Source organism: Ramlibacter montanisoli (genome assembly GCF_013087525.1).
GTDB classification, from domain to species: Bacteria; Pseudomonadota; Gammaproteobacteria; order Burkholderiales; family Burkholderiaceae_C; genus Ramlibacter; species Ramlibacter montanisoli.
This window is the reverse complement of sequence record NZ_JABFCS010000001.1, coordinates 148477-165534: the sequence shown is the minus strand read 5'-3', so window position 1 is coordinate 165534 and position 17058 is coordinate 148477. Positions and strand designations below refer to the sequence as shown.

Genomic DNA, 17058 nt, shown 5'->3' with positions numbered 1-17058 from the left:
TCCCCATGATCGCGCAGGCCGTCGGCTGCAGCATCCGCAGCCTCGAGGCCGCATTCCGCGAGTGGCGGCAGACGACGCCGACACAGTATTACCGGCGGGTGCGGCTGGATTCCGCGCGCGCGGAACTGCTGCTCGGGAGCAGCAGTTCCACCGTCAGCACCGTCGCGCTGCACCACGGCTTCCCCCCCTCTCGCGCTTCGCAGCGCATTACCGGGCAATGTTCGGCGAGAACCCGGGCCAGACCCTGCAGCGTGCGCGCAGCAAAGGTCGCTGACCGGCCGCGCCGTGGCGCGGCGCGCTGTCAGGGACGCGCGCCCGCAGCGGCGTGCGGGCCGGACCCGAGCAGGAAGTAGAACCTGGCGACCTGCCCTTCGACGGAGTCCGCCCAGATCCTGCCCGAATGGCGCTCCACGATCGCGTGGGCCATCGCCAGCCCCAGCCCGTTGCCGTCGAACTCCGCCGCGCCGTGCAGCCGTCCGAACGGCGTGAACAGGCGCTCCGCATGCTGCATGTCGAAGCCGACGCCGTCGTCCGAAACCCGCACGGCCCGACCAAGCTCGGTCTCCACCGTCTGGATGGCGATGCGTGCCACGGTCCGGGGCGCCGAGTACTTCCAGGCATTCGCGAGCAGGTTTCCGAGCAGCACGCGCAGCAGGTCCGGATCCCCCGTGACGGACATCCCCGGCTCGACGCTGGTCTCGACCTGCCGCTTGCGATCGCGTTCGCGCAGGCTGTCGATCACCTGCCATGCCAGGGAACTGAGGTCCACGCGCTCCCAGCGCATTGAGTACCTGGACAAGGGTGCCATCACCAGCAGGGCCGTGCCCAGGCCCCGCAAGTGCGCCGCGGCGGCCCTGATCCGCTCGACGTACTTGCGACCGCTCGGCGACAGCGATTCCGCTTCGTCCTCGAGAAGAAGGGTGGAATAGGCTTCCATCAGGAGCAGGGGCGAGCCCAGCTCGTGCGGCAGGAAGTGGCCGAACGTCTCCCAAGCGCGCAATGCGGACTCCATGCGGGCTAGCTGATCGGACGCGTCCGCGGCGTCGGGGCGCGGCTGGTTTTCGGGCGAGTGGTTCATGGGTCAGCGCGCCATGGTCGGCGATACCCACGGCCGGACCATCCACTTTGCGCGTCCGCCATCCGCTTTTCGCAAGCGGCGGGGGTTCGCCGTCAGCCCAGGTTCAGTCGACCGGACGCTCGTGTGCAGTCCGTTCAGCGGGGCCGCGACCCGGTGGCGCGGGGTCCCCTGCGCGCCCTCCTTTGGTATAGCCGCTACCAACGTCTAATGGTTCGAACGGCCCGCTTGTCGTGAACTCACGGTGTCGACCGCGGCCCTGGCAGGACCGCGGCGCATCCACCGCACAGGCCACACCAGCTGGAGAACCGAATGAACCACCTTCCCCCGCCCCGATCCAACGTCCTGGTCATGCACGCGGACCCGCTCCTGTCCGCCGGCCTCGTCGCCGCGCTGCGCCAGCGTCCCCTGTTCGAAGTCTTCGTGCACGGGGTGGACAACCTCGGGGGCGACGGCCCGCCGGTCGACGTCGTGATCGCGGACTATGCCGACGCCCTGCGCCTGGGCCGAGGCGGCGGGCGCCGAAGCCCGCGGCTTCCTGGGCGAGGCCCGGATCCTCGCGCTGACGGCCAACGACCGGGAAGCGGACATCCGCCGTGCGATCGAGGCCGGCGTGCACGGCTACCTGCTCGTCGGCAGCCCCTCAACGAGCTGATCGACGGCGTGGCTGCCGTGGCCAACGGCATGCGCTACATGAACATGTCGGTGGCCCGCCGGATGGCGGACAGCCTGACGCGCGCGACGCTCACCTCGCGCGAGATCGAGGTGCTGAACCTGGTCGCCCACGGCCAGCCGAACAAGGCCATCGCGCGACAGCTGCGCATCGAGCTGGGCACGGTCAAGTCGCACATGAGCGCGATCATGGCCAAGCTGGGCGCCACTTCGCGCACGCATGCGGCGCGGATCGCGGCCGCCCGCGGGCTGGTCGAGGAAGGCGTCGCCAGTGCTCCCGCGCCGCGTTCCTCCCATGCCGCAGGGCCCGAGCGCTCCCTGCAGTTCGTCGCGTCCTAGACCCGCATGTACTGCTCGATCTGGCACTGGTAGCTGCCGGGCCGGGTGGCGCAGTGCGAGGAGCCGGGGTAGCTCGGAGGGCTCGCGGCGCACCCGGCGAGGACGAGCAGGACGAGCAAGACGATCAAGGATCCTGGCTTGCGCATGCTGGTTCGCCCGGTGCGTGTGGGTGGTGGCCGGGGCCGCTGCCCTCAGCCACGCGAGGCCAGCGCCCAGACCGCATCCGCGAAGGCCTGCGGCGCCTCCTGCGGCACGTTGTGCCCGGCTTGCACCACGCGGTGCTGCCACGGCCCCGGAACTTGCCGGCGTACGCGCTGCCGTCGCCCACCGGCGTGACGCCGTTGCTGTCGCCATCGATGGTGATCGCGGGCACCTCGATCGTGGGCTGCGCGAACAGCCGGCGCTCGAGCTCGGCATGCCGCACGTCACCGTCGGCCAGGCCGAGGCGCCAGCGGTAGTTGTGCACCACGATGTCGACCCAGTCCGGGTTGTCGAAGGAAGCGGCCGTGCGCTCGAAGGTGGCGTCGTCGAACTTCCAGGCCGGCGAGTTCGCCTTCCACGAAATGCGCGCGATGTCGCGGCGGTTGAGGACCAGGCCGGCGCGGCCCCGTTCGGTGGCGAAGTAGTACTGGTACCACCAGGCGTGCTCGATGCGCGCCGGCGCCGGCGCCTGCTGGGCTGCCACGCTGGTGATGATGTAGCCCCGGCGGACACCAGCCCCAGGCAGCGCTGCGGCCACAGCGCCGCCAGCACGCAGCCGGTGCGCGCGCCCCAGTCGTAGCCGGCCATCACGGCGCGCTCGATGCCCAGCGCGTCGAGCAGCGCGATCTGGTCGAGCGCCACCGCCGACTGCTGCGCGTTGCGGAAGGTGGAGGCATGCAGGAAGCGCGTGCTGCCGTGCCCGCGCAGGTGCGGCACGATCACCCGGCACCCGCGCGCGGCGAGGATGTCGGCCGTGTCGACGTAGCTGTGGAGGTCGTAGGGATAGCCGTGCATCAGCAGCACCGGGATGCCCTCGCGCGGGCCGGCCTCGAAGTAGCCGATGTCCAGTTCGCCCGCGCGGATCTGCCGGATCTCCGGCGCCGCACGCGAGGAAGGGCGTGCCTGCGCCCGGGCGGCGCCGGTGCCGGCCAGCGCCAGCGGCCCCGCGACGGCGGCGACCGCGGTGCCCGCGAGGAAGGCGCGGCGGCCAGGGTTGCTGTCTTTCATGTCCATGTCCTTGGGTGAACGCCGGCGCTCAGCCGAACGTGAAGGAGAAGGCCTCGACGCCGGGCGCCAGGAACTCGATCTCGAACTCGCGCGGTTCGATGCGCCCCGGCTGCCGTACCAGCTGGTAGAGCCTGTGCTCGACGACGGTGCCCATGCCGTGCGCGTCGACGTCGGCGCCGTGCGATTCGCCGGGCGGCTTGCCGTCGACGAGCACGCGGAACGGCACCGCCTGCCCGCGCGACGTCGGGCCCATCACCAGGTGCACGTCGCGCGCCTGGAAGCGGTAGACGATGCGGCCGTTGGCGGCGTGCAGCGAAGCGGCCTCGCCGCCGACCCGCCACGGACCGGACAGCGCCCATGCGTTGAGCCGCAGCGCCGCCGGCGCCGAGTAGTCGCGCACGCGGTCGCGCGCGATCCCGCCGGGCGACGCGAAGTTGTGGGTGCGCGCATGGCCGACGTAGGTCTCCGGCGAACGCAGGCTCGCCCAGTCGGCCTGCGCCTGGCTGCCGCTGCCCTGCACCTGGACCAGCGTGCGATCGACGGTGCCGGCGCCCGCCTCCGCCAGCAGCTCCTGCAGCACCCTTTCCGTTTTCTCGAAGCCGCCCTCCCCCAGGTGCGTGTGCCGCAGCCTGCCCCGGGCATCCAGGATGTGGATGGCCGGCCAGGCGCTGTTGCCGAACGCGCGCCAGATCGTGTGCCTGCTGTCGACCGCGACCGGGTAATCCACCTGCAGCCGCGCCGTCGCCGCGCGGACGTTCGCCAAGTCCTGCTCGAAGCCGAACTCCGGCGAATGCACGCCCACCACCACCAGCCCCTGCTCCCGGTACTTGTCGGCCCAGGCCCGCACGTGCGGCAGCGTGCGCAGCCAGTTGATGCAGGAGTAGGTCCAGAAGTCCACGAGGACGACCTTGCCGCGCAGGTCCGCATCGCCCAGCGGCTTCGTGTTGAGCCATTCGACGGCGCCGTCCAGCGAGGGCGTGGTGCCCCGCGCCTGGACGGCCGGCAGCGGCGTCATGTCCACGATCCGGCTCCGCTCGCCCGAAAGGTACGCGCCGAGCCACACGGCGCATCCGAGGGCCAGCAGGCCCAGCGCGAAGCGGACCGGCTTCATGGCCGCGCCGGCGGGTTGGTCCAGATGTCCTTGACGATCTGCCAGCGGCCGTCGGCCGTCCGTTTCCAGACGTGCAGGCCGGAACCGGCCACCGTGGTGACCGGCCCGCCCGCCTTCGGCGTCGTCGAGAGCTCGAAGCTGTGCCGCTGGATCGCGATGTCGCCGCTCACCGTGATCTCTTCGCCGGTGAAGGGCCCGATGTGCGGCCGCACCTGCGTGAACAGCGGCAGGAACGAGGCGTGCGCGGCGCCGCCGCGCAACGGGTCGGCGCCGGGAGCCAGCACTTCGAGGTCCGGCGCGAGCAGGGCGAAGAAGGAACCGCTGTCGCCGCTGTTCAGGGCCGTGCGGAAGCTGGCGATCGCCGAACGCAGTTCGGCCTCGCGCGACGCGGTTTCCGCGGATGCGCTGCCGAGGCCGGCGGCCAGGAGGATGGAGGCAAGGAGGATTCGCATGGTGACCTTCGGTTCGATGGCTTAGTTCGATGCGTTCCTGCGCAGCGGGCGGAAGCCGGCGCGCAGCTCGGACGCGAAGAGGAACGGCTCCTCCCAGGCGGCGAAGTGGCCGCCCTTGTCCAGCTTGTTGTAGTGGATCAGCCTGGGATAGGCGCGCTCCGTCCAGCTGCGCGGCGCCTCGTACTGCTCCCTCGGGAAGACGCTCACCGCCACCGGGATGTCGACGCCCTTGGCGTTGAAGAAGCCGCCCTTGTATTCCCAGTACAGGCGCGAGGCGGAAACGCCGGTGTTCGCCAGCCAGTACAAGGTGATGTTGTCGAGGATCTCGTCGCGCGTGAGTTCGCCCTTGGTGCTGGCCGTGCGGTGCAGGGCGGCAGCGACCGTCGCGGCCGGCTGGTCGTCCGCGTCGTTGTGATCGAGCAGCCAGGCGGCGAGGCCCACGGGCGAATCCGCGATGCCGTACAGGGTCTGCGGCCGCGATCCCATCAGCCTGGCGTAGTCCACCTGCTTGAAGGTCCTGACCAGTTGCAGGTAGGCGCGCCGTTCCTCGGCCGAGAGGCCGGCCGGAGGCGGCTCGCCCGCGAGCAGCGCGCGGTCCACGTCGGCGGGAACGGTCGCCGGCATGTTGGTGTGGATGCCCAGCAGGCCGGCCGGTGCCTGGAGGCCCATCTGGTCGACCACGAACGCGCCCCAGTCGCCGCCCTGGGCGACGTACTGGCCGTATCCGAGCCGCTTCATCAGCTCGCCCAGGCCCGCCCCATGCGCTCGGGGCCCCAGCCGGTGCCGGCGGGCTTGCCCGAGAAGCCGTAGCCGGGCATCGACGGAATCACCACGTGGAAGGCGTCCGCCGCCGATGCGCCGTACGCCGTCGGATTGGCCAGCGGCTCGATGATCTTCAGCTGCTCGATGATCGAGCCCGGCCAGCCATGCGTGACGACCAGGGGCAGCGCGTCCTCGTGCTTCGAGCGCACGTGGATGAAATGGATGTCCAGCCCGTCGATCTCGGTGATGAACTGCGGCAGCGCGTCGAGCTTCGCCTCGCACTTGCGCCAGTCGTAGCCGGTGGCCCAGTGGCGCGCGAGCGCACGCATCGTCGCCAGCGGGACGCCCTGCGAGGTGTCGCCGACGGTTTCCTTCTCCGGCCACTGCGTGGCCACGATCCGGCGGCGCAGGTCGTCGAGGCGCGCCTGGGGCGCACGGTAGCGGAAGGGACGGATCGCGGTGCTGCCGGTCGGCCGGTGCGCGGCAGGCGCGGCGGCCAGGAGCTCGGTGCCGGGGCGCGCCGTGGCGGCGGCCGCGAGCGCGAACGGGCTGGCTGACAGCGCGGCCGCCGAACCGGCGAGGAAGCCGCGCCGGGAGTGCGTCGGGTGGGTCATGGGGAAGGGTCCTTGTCGGGCAGAGGGAGAGAAGGCTTCAGTGCAGCGAGCGGAAGGCGGCGCGCAGCTCCTGCGCGAACAGCTGCGGCTGTTCCCACGCCGCGAAGTGGCCGCCCCTGTCCAGGCGGTTGTAGTGGATGAGATTCGGGTACGCGCGCTCCGCCCAGCTGCGGGGCGCCGTATAGAGCTCCTCGGGAAAGGCGCTCACGGCCACGGGAATGCGGATGCCCTGCGGCGCGAAGAAGGTGAACCTGTTCTCCCAGTACAGGCGCGCGGAGGACACGCCCGTGCCCGTGAGCCAGTAGAGCGTGATGTTGTCGAGGATGTCGTCGCGCGTGAGGCCCTCGGGCTGGCCGTCGAAGACGCGCGCGATCAGCGCGAGGCTGGCCGCATCGTGGTCGAGGATCCAGGACGCGAGGCCGACCGGCGAATCCGCGATGCCGTACAGCGTCTGCGGGCGATTGCTCATCTCCTGCGCGTACGCGAGGCCCTTGCGGAAGAAGAAATCGAGCTGGTCCCAGGCGCGCTTCTCGTCGGCGGTCAGGGTCGCGGGCGCGGGCTGCCGCTGGTGCAGCGCCTGCGCGACCTCGGGCGGCACGGCTCCCGGCATGTTGGTGTGGATGCCGGCCAGCGCGGGCGGCGCCTTCACCGCCATCAGCTCCGTCACCAGCTGGCCCCAGTCGCCGCCCTGGGCCACGTAGCGCGGGTAGCCCAGGCGGTTCATGAGCGTGATCCACGCGTCGGCGATGCGCTCGGGCCCCCAGCCGGTGCTCGCCGGCTTGCCCGAGAAGCCGTACCCGGGCAGCGAGGGGATCACCACGTGGAAGGCGTCCTCGGCGCGGCCGCCGTGGGCGGTGGGATTCGTCAGCGGCTCGATGATCTTCAGCTGCTCGATGATCGAGCCGGGCCAGCCGTGCGTGACGATCACGGGCAGCGCGTTGGCATGCTTGGAGCGCACGTGGATGAAGTGGATGTCCAGCCCGTCGATCTCGGTGATGAACTGCGGCAGCGCGTTGAGCTTCGCCTGGCACTTGCGCCAGTCGTGGTCCTTCTCCCAGTAGTGCGCGAGCTTGCGCATGGTGGCGAGCGGCACGCCCTGCGTGTGGTCCGCCACCGTCTCCTGCTCGGGCCACTTGGTGGCCGCGATTCGCCGGCGCAGGTCGACCAGGCTGGAGCGGGGAACGATCACCTTGTACGGCCGGATGGCGGGGTGGGCGGCGGAATCGCGGGCGACAGGCGCAGCGGCGGCGGTGAGCAGCGGGCTGGCGGAAAGCGCCGCTGCCGACGCCGCAAGGAAGACTCGCCTGCGCAATGCCGGCGAAAGCGTTTCGTCGTTCGGGTTCAGGAAAGTCATGTGGGGCGGGTCCTGGTGGGGTGCGGGAGGATGGGGGCCGCGCGATGCGCAATCCCTGGGGCAGCGGCGGCGATGACACCACGCGGCCCCGGCGTGGGTCGATTGCACGATGGTGTCGGGCAGACCTTGGTGGGACCCCCGCATGCGTCGGGGGTGGCGCACTGCCGTTCGCCCTACCTTGGTTCAATTGCCGCCGCGGCGCCGGCCTGATTTCATGCGGGCGGGTGCAGGCCCGTCGCCGCGGCACCCTGAACCAAGGAGCAAGACATGAGCAGCACCCTGGAGCGCAGCAAGGCGCTCGCCGAGACCCGTCGGAAAGTCGACATGAAGCTGGAAGTCATCACCATCCCGGTGTCCGACGTCGAGCGTGCCAAGCGCTTCTACGCCGGCCTGGGCTGGCGGCTCGACGCCGACTTCGACCGCGGCGATGCCTTCCGCGCCATCCAGTTCACGCCGCCCGGCTCCGCGTGCTCGCTGCATTTCGGCAAGGGCATCACCTCCGCCGCCCCCGGATCGGCGCACGGCCTGTTCCTGGCGGTGTCCGACATCGACGCGGCACGCGAGCATCTCATCGCCTGCGGCGCCGAGGTCAGCGAAGTGTTCCACCTGACGCCGGGCGATCCGCCCGCGGCCGGCCGCGATCCGCAGCGGCGGCCCTACGCCACCTATGCCACTTTCAAGGACCCCGACGGAAACAGCTGGCTGATGCAGGAGATCACCGCGCGCCTGCCCGGCCGTCTCGACGGCGACGAGACCCGCTTCGGATCAGCCAGCGACCTCGCCGCCACCCTGCGGCGGGCGGCAGCGGCGCACCACGCGCACGAGGAAAAGGTTGGCGCGCACGATGACGAGTGGCCCGACTGGTATGCCGAATTCATGGTGGCCGAGCAGGCCGGCCGGCCCCTGCCCGAGTGACGGCGCGCCGGACTCGCCGGCAACGCCCTGGCTGCTCACGCCAGGGCGCCCTAATTCGTCGCCAGCGCAGTGACCACCGCGTCGCGCAGCGCGACGTCGCTGAAGGGCTTGAACAGGCATTCCACCGCCCCTTGCTCGATCAGCCGCGGAAACAGGGCAGGATCGGTGTGGGCGGTGATGAAGATCGCGGGCGTGGCATGGCCGCGCCGCTTCAGTTCCAGGTGCAGTTCGGGCCCGGTCATGCCGGGCATGGCGACATCGAGGATCAGGCAATCGGCGTCGCGGATCCGGTCGGAAGCCAGGAATTCCTCGGCGGATGCGAAAGCGAGGGACGCGTAGCCAAACTCGCCGAGCAGGTCCGGCAAGGCCTCGCGCACGGACTCGTCGTCGTCCACGACGCACACCAGCGGGCGCTGTCGGCCTGCGGCGGCACCGCCGCGCTCACTTTGCATCACGCCCCCTGGTCATTCGTTCCGGTAGGGTGCACCAGATTGGCGACGGGGTAAACGATACCTTGGTATCGGCCGCGGCGGGCTCCGGCGGTCGAGGCCCGCCGCCGGCGGGCCGGGATCAGTCGGCCAGGGCGGCCTCGTCCAGGCGGATGCGATCGAGCGTGGCGGCGACGCGCTGGCCGAAGAGCCGCGCGGTGTCGAGGTCGCCGCGGGCGACTTCCTCGGCCGTCGCATCGGAGGGCGTGGTCGCGGCCAGCCCGGCGAACGCGGCCACGTAGTTGATGTCGTCGCGCTTCGCGGCCTTGGAGTTGCTCGGCAGCATGCCCGTACCCACCCACAGCATGCCATGCTGCTGCGACATCGTGAACAGCGCGTTGATGGTCGAGCCCTTGTCGCCGTTCATGCCGGCGGAATTGGTGAAGCCGGCCGCCAGCTTGTCCTTCCAGCCCTGGGTCGCCCAGACCTTCGAGGACTCGTCGATGAACTTCTTGAACTGCCACGCGACGTTGCCGATGTAGGTGGGCGAGCCGAAGACGATGGCGTCGGCGGCGGCCAGCGCGTCCCAGCCCCCGTCCGGCAGGCTGCCCAGCTCGTTCACCCGCAGCAGTCTCGCGCCTGCGCCCGCCGCCACGGCTTCGGCGATCTTGTGCGTGTGGCCATAGCCGCTGAAGTAGACGACGACGATCCGGTTCGACATGTGTGCTCCTGGGAAGGTGGTGGTGGGGTGAAGGGCCGGTGCCGCCGGCACCGGCCCTTCACCCCCACTGTCGCCCCGGGCCGGGGCCGTCGCATCCCACTCGGGCGCAGGACGCCACCCCGCCTTAGGTCGGAGCGACGGGAACCGAGAAGCAGAAGGTGGCGCCGGGGCCGTCGTTCGGCTCGGCCCAGATGCGGCCATGGTGCCGCTCGATGATCGAGCGGCTGACCGACAGCCCGATGCCCATGCCGGCGGTCTTGGTCGTGAAGAAGGCGTCGAACAGCTTGTCCATCCTGCCAGGCGGCAGCCCTCGCCGGTATCGCGCACGCTCAGGCGCACCCGGTCGCCACCCTCGACCGCGGTCCGGATCACGAGTTGCCTCGGCCGCTCCGGCACGTCGGCCATGGCTTCGGACGCATTGCGCAGCAGGTTCAGGACGACCTGCTGGAGCTGGATGCGATCGCCGGTCACGGCCGGCAGGTCCGGCGCCAGCTCGGACACCACGACGATGCGGTTCCTCTGGAACTCGCCCAGCGACAGGGCGACCACCTCGCGCGCCGCTTCGTTCAGGTCCATGGGCTCCAGCGTGAAGTCCCGCTTGCTGAACATGGCGCGCAGGCGCGTGATCACGTCCGCGGCGCGGTTGCCGTCGCGAAGGATGCGCCGCGTGGTTTCGCGCGCCGCATCGACGTTCGGCGGCTCGGCATCCAGCACGCGCAGGCAGGTGCTGGCATTGGCGATGACGCCGGACAGCGGCTGGCTGACCTCGTGCGTGATCGAGGCGGCCAGCGTGCTCAAGGTGGCCACGCGCGCGACGCGGGCCAGTTCGGAGCGGACCTGGTTCAACTGCTGTTCCAGGCGCTGCAGCTCCTCTTCCGCCTTGTGGCGTTCGGTCACGTCCAGCATGAAGCCGACCAGGCGGGCCTGCGTGCCGTCTTCCACGCCGACACGGCCCTTCAGGTGCAGCCAGCGGGTGGAACCGTCCTTGTGGAGCACGCGGTACTCGAACGAGACGTCGCCGGGCCCCTGGGCACGCGCGATCACCGTCTCGGCGACGGCGCGGTCCGCAGGATGGACCAGCTTCAGCCAGCTGTCGACGCTGCCGTCGTAGGTGCCGGGGGACCCCAGCATCGGTTCGAGGTCCGCGGACCAGCGGGTCTGCCGGTCCGCCGACCCGAAGCGCCATTCGAAGGCGGCGGCGCGCGCGGCGCTCTGCGCGAGGTCCAGCATCTCGCTCCATGCGCGCAGTTCCGCCTCGATGCGCTTCTGCTCCGTGATGTTGCGGCCGATGCCGTGGTAGCCCTTGAATCGTCCATGCTCGTCGAAGAGGGGGCGCCCGTCATGCTGAGGTAGCGCGCAACCCCGTCCACTCCAATGCGACAGCACTCCAGATTGCGAAAGGGCTGGCGCGCCGCGAGCACGGCCTTGTGTTCGTCCCAGGATCCCGACAGCGGCCACATGTCGGCCAGCTCCCAGCGCAACTTGCCGACCGACGACTCGCCGGTGTGGCCGGTCAGGGAGATCGCCTGGCTGGAAAGATAGGTGAAGCGCAGGTTCTCGTCCTGCCGCCAATACCAGTCCGACGACAGTTCGGTGAGGCTGCGAAAGAGCTCCTCGCTTTCGCGCAGGGCGGCGGCGGCCTGCTGGCGCTCCGTGATGTCGCTCACCACGCCGTCCAGCAGCATGCGCCCGTCGGCCAGGCGCGTGGCATGCATGCTGTCGCGAACCCAGCGCACCGTGCCGTCCGGGCGATGAATGCGGTATTCGAGGTCCAGCCGATCCGGCTCGCCGCCCAGGATGCGCTCCATGCCGGCGGCCGCGGCGGCGCGGTCCTGCGGCTCGATGGTGGCCAGCCACACCTGCAGGCCTTCGGCCAGGTAGTACTCGCGCGGCCGCCCCGTGATGCGCTCCACCACGGGCGAGAAGTAGCGGTACGCCAACGCCTGCCCGGGTCCGGCCTCGGCGCTCCACAGGTAGTCCGAGATGGAACCGGCCAGGCGCGCCAGCTGTTCCGCGTCGGCGCGCAGCACGAGGGCCGGCGCGCCGGGCGACATCTTCACCTCCTGCCCCAGCACGACTCCCTGCCGGTCTTGATCTCCATGCTGGGCACTCCGCTCACCGGCTTGCCGGCCACCAGCGTGACACCGGTGTTCGTGTAGCCACTGGGCTTCCTGCCGGTCCGCGCGAACTCCACGCCCGCCTGCACGCCCAGCGCGCCCATCTTCAGCGGATATTGCTGCGAGGTCGCAGCGATCATGCCGCTTCCCACGTTGCGGATGCCTTCGCAGCCACCGTCGATGGAGACGATCACCACCCCTTCTCCTTCCCGGCGCGCTTGAGCGCGTTGAATGCACCTGCGGCGGCGGGCTCGTTGACCGTGTAGACGAGGTTGATGTCCCCGTTCTTCTGCAGGCAGTTCTCCATGGCCGCCTGCCCCTTGGCCTGGTCGCCGAAGCTGTCCACCATGCAGACCACGGAAGCATCCGTGCCGAGCTCGGAGCTCCTGGCGTCGGGCGCGTTGACGCCGAAGCCGCGCAGGAAGCCGTTGTGCCGCTGGGTGCCGACCGACAGCCCCGGCACCAGGTCCAGCATGGCCACCACCGGCTTGCGACCGCCCAGCGCCGCCTTCGCATACTGGCCGATGAGGACGCCCGCCTCGTAGTTGTCCGTCGCGAACCAGGCGTCGACCGCCTCCGGCGGATCCGTCGGAGTGTCCAGGGCGATGACCAGCACGCCCTGGTCGCGTGCCTTGCGCAGCACGGGCACGATGGCCCTGGAGTCGCTCGCGGTGATCAGGATCGCGCGCGCGCCGGCGGCGATCATGTTCTCCACCGCGGCCACCTGGCTTGCATGGTCGCGCACGTCCTTCCCGGCGGCCGTGAGCAGCTTGGCTCCGCGCGCCTTCGCCTCGGCGGCCGCGCCCTCGCGGATGGCGACGAAGTAGGGGTTCGTTTCGGTTTTCGTGATCAGGCCGATGACCGGGGCGTCGGCCGCATGGGCCGCGCAGGCGGCGAACAATGCAGTCGCGAGCAGAGAGTGGCGCAAAGGCATCGGGATTCCCCTCGGGCAGGACGAATGCGGACGAACCGGGAGTTGACTCCCATGGCATTGGCCGGGACAGTGTAGGACGCGAGCACCCATGCGGTCTACGCGGGCAAAGGGCCCCGTGCTCGGCCTTACCAGTCACGCGCGCCGTTGGCACCGGATGGCCACGTCGACGCCCGCAGGAGACGACATGGAGAATTCCGCGCTGCCGCCGCACCTGGCTCCCCTCGGTCCCTTGCTCGCGCTCGTGCTCGCGTGTGCGTTCTTCGCTTCGCAAAGCGACCGCTTCCTGTCGGCGCAGAACCTGTCGCTGATCCTGCAGCAGGTGATGGTGGTGGGCGTGATCGCGATCGGCCAGACACTCGTCATCCTCACGGCGGGCATCGACCTTTCGTGCGGCATGGTCATGGCCCTGGGCGGCATCGTGATGACCAAGCTCGCGGCCGACTCCGGCCTGCCGGTGCCGCTGGCCATCGCCTGCGGCATTGCCGTGACGGCGCTGTTCGGCCTCCTCAACGGACTGCTGGTCACCAAGGCCAGGCTGCCCCCTTCATCGTGACGCTCGGCACGCTGAACATCGCGTTCGCGGTCACGCAGCTCTATTCGAAGTCGCAGACGGTGACCGAGGTGCCGGCGGGCATGACCTGGCTGGGCAACACCTTCGCCATCGGCAGCACCGGCATCGTCCATGGCGCGGTGCTGATGCTGGCGCTGTACCTGGCGACCTGGTTCGCGCTGCGCGAGACCGCCGCCGGCCGGCACGTCTATGCGGTCGGCAACCATCCGGAGGCCGCGCGCCTGGCCGGCATCGCCTCGCAGCGCGTGCTGCTGGGGGTGTACGTGCTGGCGGGCGTGTTCTATGGCATCGCATCGCTGCTGTCGGTGCGCGCGTCGGCGCCGGCGACCCGAACGCGGGCCACACCGAGAACCTCGACGCCATCACGGCCGTCGTGCTGGGTGGAACCAGCCTGTTCGGCGGCCGGGGCGTGGTGCTGGGCACGCTGATCGGGGCGCTCATCATCGGCGTGTTCCGCAACGGCCTCATCCTGATGGGCGTGTCTTCGATCTACCAGGTCCTGGTCACGGGCGTGCTGGTGATCCTGGCCGTGGCGGCCGACCAGCTCTCGCGCAAGGGGGCGCCGTGAATCCCGCGCCCCTGGTGTTGCAGGCCCGCGGCCTGATCAAGCGCTACGGCCACGTGATCGCCCTGCGCGACGCGGACCTGAGCTGCGCGCGGGCGAGATCCTGGCCGTGATCGGCGACAACGGCGCGGGCAAGTCCTCGCTGGTCAAGGCGCTGTCGGGCGCGCTGCGGCCGGATGCCGGCGAGATCTGGCTGGGCGGGAACCCCGCCCAGTTCCGCAGCCCGATGGACGCGCGCCGCGCGGGTATCGAGACCGTGTACCAGGACCTGGCCGTCGCCCCGGCCATGACCATCGCCGAGAACCTGTTCCTCGGGCGCGAGCTGCGCCGCCCCGGCGTGCTGGGCCGGCTGGGCCTGATCGACAAGCGCCGCATGGTGGAGGAGAGCATGGCCCGCATGAGCGAGCTGAAGGTGGGCATCCGCTCCATGAACCAGCGGGTGGAAACCCTCTCCGGCGGCCAGCGGCAGTGCGTGGCCGTCGCCCGCGCCGCCGCCTTCGCGCGCCACGTGGTGCTGATGGACGAACCCACGGCCGCCCTCGGCGTGAAGGAAGGGAACATGGTGCTGGACCTGATCCGGCGTGTGCGCGACCGCGGCCTCTCCGTGATCCTCGTCAGCCACGACATGCCGCACGTGTTCGAGATCGCCGACCGCATCCACATCGCCCGCCTCGGCAGGCGGGCCGCGGTGGTGGACCCGCGCAGGATCAGCATGAGCGACACGGTGGCCGTGATGACCGGCGCCCGGGCGCCCGGGGAGCTGCCGCCCGAGGTCCTGGCCTGACACACCATCCGGTCCGCGGCTCATACGAAGGTGCAATGGACGGCGTACGGGCGGGGGCCTAAGCTGCGCTCCCTCTTTCGACGGAGTACGCCATGACCCCGGCCGCGGCCCCGATTCCCCTTGCAGGATCCCACCTCTGCCACGCCAGGCACGTCTGCGCGTTCTTCCACGGCGCGGACGAACAGTACGAAGCCACGCTGCCCTACATCCGCGATGGCCTGGCCGCCGGCCACAAGGCGGTCCACATCATCGACCCGGCCCTGCGCGACGAGCACCTGCGCCGCATGGCGTCCTTCGGCATCGATGCGGGAAGCGCCGGCCGGGACGGCCAGCTCGCCGTGCATGACTGGGCAGACACCTTCTTCGCCCAGGGCGATTTCGACGCCGACCGCATGCTGGCGCAGCTGGAAGCGGTGCTGGCGGGCGGGCGCGCGCAGGGCTACCCCCTCACGCGCTTCGTCGCGCACGCCGAATGGGCGCTGGACCCGCGCGCGAACGTCGGGCAGCTGCTCGCGTTCGAGGCGAAGGTCAACACCATGTGGCCGGAGGACGCCGACGCGGTCATCTGCTGCTACGACCTGAACCGCTTCTCGGGCGACGTCGTGATCGAGGCCTTGCGGACCCATCCGATGGTCATCATCGGCGGCATCCTCCAGGAGAACCCGTTCTTCGTGCAGCCGGAGCGCTTCCTGCAGGAGCTGCACGCGCACTGACGCCCCCGCTCCCAGTTGGCATGAACCCGGACATGGAGCGCCAGGCGCGCGACGGCAGCGACCCCAAGGCGTTCCTGAACGACCTGCTCGCGGTCGTGACGCTGCCGGCCATCTGGCGCGGAGGCGATCCGTCCCACGTCGGCCGCGCGCTGGCCGACGCAATCCTGCGCATCCTGCAGCCGGACTTCGTGTACGTGCGGCTGGAAGCGGTGGCCGGCGGCACACCCGCAGAGATCATGCGGGCGGGCCGGACCGGGCCCGCGGAAAGGCCGGTCGAAGGGCTGGGCCTGCTGCTCGCCGAATGCCTCGGACCGGCGCCCGCCGCGTGGCCCGCGCAGGCACGCATGCATTTCGCCGGTGACGAAGTGACGGTCGTCACGTTCCGCCTGGGCTGGCAGGGCGACGGCGTCCTCGTCGCGGCTTCGCAACGCGCCGGATTCCCCACACCGGGCGAACGGCTGCTCCTGAGCGTGACCGCGAACCAGGCCGCCATGGGCTTGCAGGAAGCGCGCACGCTCAGCATGCAGAAGGGCGTGGCCGAGGAGCTCGACCGGCGGGTCGCGCAGCGCACCAGGGAATTGCAGCGCAGCAAGGAGCTGCTGGCGGAAACGCAGCGCCTGAGCGCCACCGGCAGCTTCAGCTGGCTGCCGGACAAGGACGAGATCGCCTGGTCGGACGAGACGTACCGCATCTTCCGGATCCCGCAGGGCACGCTCGTGACGATGGCGCTGGTGGAGCAGCACGTGCACCCGGAGGACCGCGCCTCCTTCCGGCAGCACCTGCAGTACGTGCGCAGCAGCAGCCGGGACGTGGAATTCGACTGCCGCCTGCAGCTGCCGGATGCGTCGGTCCGCTACCTCCACGTGATCGCGCGCAGCCGCCTCGGCGAGGACGGCGAGCCGGACTACACCGGTGCGATCCAGGACATCACCGGGCGCCGGCTGGCAGAAGACGCGCTCGCCAAGGCGAGCTCGGAGCTGGCCCACGTCGCGCGGATCACGACCCTCGGCGTGCTGGCGGCGTCCATCGCGCACGAAGTCAACCAGCCGCTCTCGGGCATCCTCACCAATGCAAGCACCTGCCTGCGCAAGCTGACCTGCGACCCGCCCGACGTCAGGATCGCCACCCGCGCCGCGGAGCGCCTGCTGCGCGACGGCACGCGTGCCGCCGAAGTGATCCGGCGCTTGCGGGCGCTGTTCGGCAAGCGGGAAACGGCCACCGAGCTGGTGGACCTCAACGACGCCGCCAGGGAAGTGCTGGCCCTGTCCGGCGCCGAGCTGCAACGCCACCGGGTGGAGGTCCGCACCGAGTTCGCCGAACTCCTGCCGCCGGTGCGCGGCGACCGCGTGCAGCTGCAGCAGGTGATGCTGAATTTGGTCCGCAACGCCTGCGACGCGATGAAGCGGGTCGACGACCGCCCGCGCCGGCTGCTGGTGAAGACGCAGGTGCCCGGCGACGGCAACGTGCACCTGTCGGTGTGCGATGCCGGCGAGGGTTTCGGCACGCAGGCGCCGGAACGCCTGTTCGAGTCCTTCTACACGACCAAGGAAGACGGCATGGGCATCGGCCTGTCGGTCAGCCGCTCCATCATCGAACACCACCGGGGACGGATGTGGGCGGCGGCGAACGAGGGGCCTGGGGCCACCTTCCGCTTCGCGGTTCCGGTCGGCATGGCCGCCGGCCAGTCGGCGCGGGCCGAGACTTCGCTGGTGTGAGGGCCCC

General features: G+C 70.6%; 16 protein-coding genes and 6 pseudogenes. 9 read left to right on the top strand and 13 right to left on the bottom strand.

The window, feature by feature from the left end:
* The first annotated feature begins 5 nt into the window (after positions 1-5).
* On the top strand, positions 6-353 hold the full coding sequence (locus HK415_RS26775) for a helix-turn-helix domain-containing protein (RefSeq protein WP_171556420.1): 348 nt from the start codon (positions 6-8) through the stop codon (positions 351-353).
* On the opposite strand, the gene HK415_RS00810 is transcribed toward HK415_RS26775, so the two are convergent.
* Entirely contained in the window at positions 302-1078 is a 777-nt protein-coding gene (locus tag HK415_RS00810) for a sensor histidine kinase (protein WP_171556419.1), read from the bottom strand. The two genes, HK415_RS26775 and HK415_RS00810, sit on opposite strands and share 52 nt — an antisense overlap.
* Positions 1079-1559: 481 nt before the next feature.
* Between HK415_RS00810 and HK415_RS00805 the strand changes: the two genes are divergently transcribed.
* Entirely contained in the window at positions 1560-1730 is a 171-nt protein-coding gene (locus tag HK415_RS00805) for a response regulator (protein WP_171556418.1), read from the top strand.
* Positions 1731-1738: 8 nt separating this feature from the next.
* Positions 1739-2086 carry a response regulator transcription factor gene (locus HK415_RS00800; protein ID WP_171556417.1) on the top strand — a complete coding sequence of 116 codons (348 nt, stop codon included), beginning with the start codon at positions 1739-1741 and terminating at the stop codon, positions 2084-2086.
* Here the strand turns inward: HK415_RS00800 and HK415_RS25820 are convergent.
* Entirely contained in the window at positions 2083-2205 is a 123-nt protein-coding gene (locus HK415_RS25820) for a hypothetical protein (protein ID WP_256373033.1), read from the bottom strand. The two genes, HK415_RS00800 and HK415_RS25820, sit on opposite strands and share 4 nt — an antisense overlap.
* A 400-nt stretch (positions 2206-2605) precedes the next feature.
* Positions 2606-3082, bottom strand: a pseudogene (locus tag HK415_RS26770) (alpha/beta fold hydrolase); the annotation flags it as partial.
* Between HK415_RS26770 and HK415_RS26765 the strand changes: the two are divergent.
* Positions 2963-3313, top strand: coding sequence for a hypothetical protein (locus HK415_RS26765; protein ID WP_373684519.1), 351 nt, complete (start codon positions 2963-2965; stop codon positions 3311-3313). The pseudogene HK415_RS26770 and the gene HK415_RS26765 sit on opposite strands and share 120 nt — an antisense overlap.
* A gap of 10 nt (positions 3314-3323) precedes the next feature.
* Here HK415_RS26765 and HK415_RS00790 read toward each other — a convergent pair whose 3' ends face one another.
* From HK415_RS00790 to HK415_RS00775, 4 genes and pseudogenes are all read right to left on the bottom strand, one after another.
* Positions 3324-4406, bottom strand: coding sequence for a thioredoxin family protein (locus tag HK415_RS00790; RefSeq protein WP_171556416.1), 1083 nt, complete (start codon positions 4404-4406; stop codon positions 3324-3326).
* The gene (locus HK415_RS00785; RefSeq protein WP_171556415.1) at positions 4403-4858 is read right to left on the bottom strand and encodes a YybH family protein; all 456 of its coding nucleotides are present in this window, start codon (positions 4856-4858) and stop codon (positions 4403-4405) included. The genes HK415_RS00790 and HK415_RS00785 overlap by 4 nt, the downstream gene beginning before the upstream one ends.
* Before the next feature lie 21 nt (positions 4859-4879).
* A pseudogene (locus HK415_RS00780) lies at positions 4880-6234 on the bottom strand (epoxide hydrolase family protein).
* Positions 6235-6271: 37 nt separating this feature from the next.
* Positions 6272-7588: an epoxide hydrolase family protein gene (locus HK415_RS00775; RefSeq protein WP_171556414.1), complete on the bottom strand. Its 1317-nt coding sequence runs from the start codon at positions 7586-7588 to the stop codon at positions 6272-6274.
* 267 nt (positions 7589-7855) lie between these two features.
* Between HK415_RS00775 and HK415_RS00770 the strand changes: the two genes are divergently transcribed.
* The gene (locus HK415_RS00770; protein ID WP_216369701.1) at positions 7856-8503 is read left to right on the top strand and encodes a VOC family protein; all 648 of its coding nucleotides are present in this window, start codon (positions 7856-7858) and stop codon (positions 8501-8503) included.
* A 50-nt stretch (positions 8504-8553) separates the two neighbouring features.
* Here the strand turns inward: HK415_RS00770 and HK415_RS00765 are convergent, their stop codons facing one another.
* From HK415_RS00765 to HK415_RS00750, 6 genes and pseudogenes are all read right to left on the bottom strand, one after another.
* The gene (locus HK415_RS00765) at positions 8554-8907 is read right to left on the bottom strand and encodes a response regulator transcription factor (RefSeq protein ID WP_309246531.1); all 354 of its coding nucleotides are present in this window, start codon (positions 8905-8907) and stop codon (positions 8554-8556) included.
* Between the two features lie 166 nt (positions 8908-9073).
* Positions 9074-9652: a flavodoxin family protein gene (locus tag HK415_RS24245; RefSeq protein WP_253262009.1), complete on the bottom strand. Its 579-nt coding sequence runs from the start codon at positions 9650-9652 to the stop codon at positions 9074-9076.
* 124 nt (positions 9653-9776) lie between these two features.
* Positions 9777-9944: an ATP-binding protein gene (locus tag HK415_RS26760; protein ID WP_373684627.1), complete on the bottom strand. Its 168-nt coding sequence runs from the start codon at positions 9942-9944 to the stop codon at positions 9777-9779.
* Between the two features lie 632 nt (positions 9945-10576).
* Positions 10577-10783, bottom strand: a pseudogene (locus tag HK415_RS24240) (PAS domain-containing protein); the annotation flags it as partial.
* Entirely contained in the window at positions 10735-11706 is a 972-nt protein-coding gene (locus HK415_RS00755; RefSeq protein WP_171556411.1) for a PAS domain-containing protein, read from the bottom strand. The gene HK415_RS00755 and the pseudogene HK415_RS24240, both read right to left, overlap by 49 nt.
* A 2-nt stretch (positions 11707-11708) precedes the next feature.
* A pseudogene (locus tag HK415_RS00750) lies at positions 11709-12703 on the bottom strand (substrate-binding domain-containing protein).
* Between the two features lie 184 nt (positions 12704-12887).
* Here HK415_RS00750 and HK415_RS00745 point away from each other — a divergent pair.
* The 4 genes and pseudogenes from HK415_RS00745 to HK415_RS00730 all read left to right on the top strand — a co-directional run bounded on the left by HK415_RS00745 (position 12888) and on the right by HK415_RS00730 (position 17051).
* Positions 12888-13842, top strand: a pseudogene (locus HK415_RS00745) (ABC transporter permease).
* Positions 13839-14623 (top strand): annotated as a pseudogene (locus HK415_RS00740) (ATP-binding cassette domain-containing protein). The pseudogenes HK415_RS00745 and HK415_RS00740 overlap by 4 nt, the downstream one beginning before the upstream one ends.
* 92 nt (positions 14624-14715) lie before the next feature.
* Entirely contained in the window at positions 14716-15336 is a 621-nt protein-coding gene (locus HK415_RS00735) for an MEDS domain-containing protein (protein WP_171556410.1), read from the top strand.
* 20 nt (positions 15337-15356) lie between these two features.
* On the top strand, positions 15357-17051 hold the full coding sequence (locus HK415_RS00730; RefSeq protein ID WP_171556409.1) for a sensor histidine kinase: 1695 nt from the start codon (positions 15357-15359) through the stop codon (positions 17049-17051).
* Positions 17052-17058 lie beyond the last annotated feature (7 nt).

Bases quoted from the DNA above. Each gene is read 5' to 3' on its own strand.
- HK415_RS00755 (WP_171556411.1), bottom strand. From the start codon at position 11,706: ATGTCGCCCGGCGCGCCGGCCCTCGTGCTGCGCGCCGACGCGGAACAG.
- HK415_RS00775 (WP_171556414.1), bottom strand. From the start codon at position 7,588: ATGACTTTCCTGAACCCGAACGACGAAACGCTTTCGCCGGCATTGCGC.
- HK415_RS24245 (WP_253262009.1), bottom strand. From the start codon at position 9,652: ATGTCGAACCGGATCGTCGTCGTCTACTTCAGCGGCTATGGCCACACG.
- HK415_RS00730 (WP_171556409.1), top strand. From the start codon at position 15,357: ATGAACCCGGACATGGAGCGCCAGGCGCGCGACGGCAGCGACCCCAAG.
- HK415_RS00810 (WP_171556419.1), bottom strand. From the start codon at position 1,078: ATGAACCACTCGCCCGAAAACCAGCCGCGCCCCGACGCCGCGGACGCG.
- HK415_RS00785 (WP_171556415.1), bottom strand. From the start codon at position 4,858: ATGCGAATCCTCCTTGCCTCCATCCTCCTGGCCGCCGGCCTCGGCAGC.
- HK415_RS26760 (WP_373684627.1), bottom strand. From the start codon at position 9,944: ATGGACAAGCTGTTCGACGCCTTCTTCACGACCAAGACCGCCGGCATG.
- HK415_RS26765 (WP_373684519.1), top strand. From the start codon at position 2,963: ATGCAGGAAGCGCGTGCTGCCGTGCCCGCGCAGGTGCGGCACGATCAC.
- HK415_RS00770 (WP_216369701.1), top strand. From the start codon at position 7,856: ATGAGCAGCACCCTGGAGCGCAGCAAGGCGCTCGCCGAGACCCGTCGG.
- HK415_RS00735 (WP_171556410.1), top strand. From the start codon at position 14,716: ATGACCCCGGCCGCGGCCCCGATTCCCCTTGCAGGATCCCACCTCTGC.
- HK415_RS00790 (WP_171556416.1), bottom strand. From the start codon at position 4,406: ATGAAGCCGGTCCGCTTCGCGCTGGGCCTGCTGGCCCTCGGATGCGCC.
- HK415_RS00805 (WP_171556418.1), top strand. From the start codon at position 1,560: ATGCCGACGCCCTGCGCCTGGGCCGAGGCGGCGGGCGCCGAAGCCCGC.
- HK415_RS26775 (WP_171556420.1), top strand. From the start codon at position 6: ATGATCGCGCAGGCCGTCGGCTGCAGCATCCGCAGCCTCGAGGCCGCA.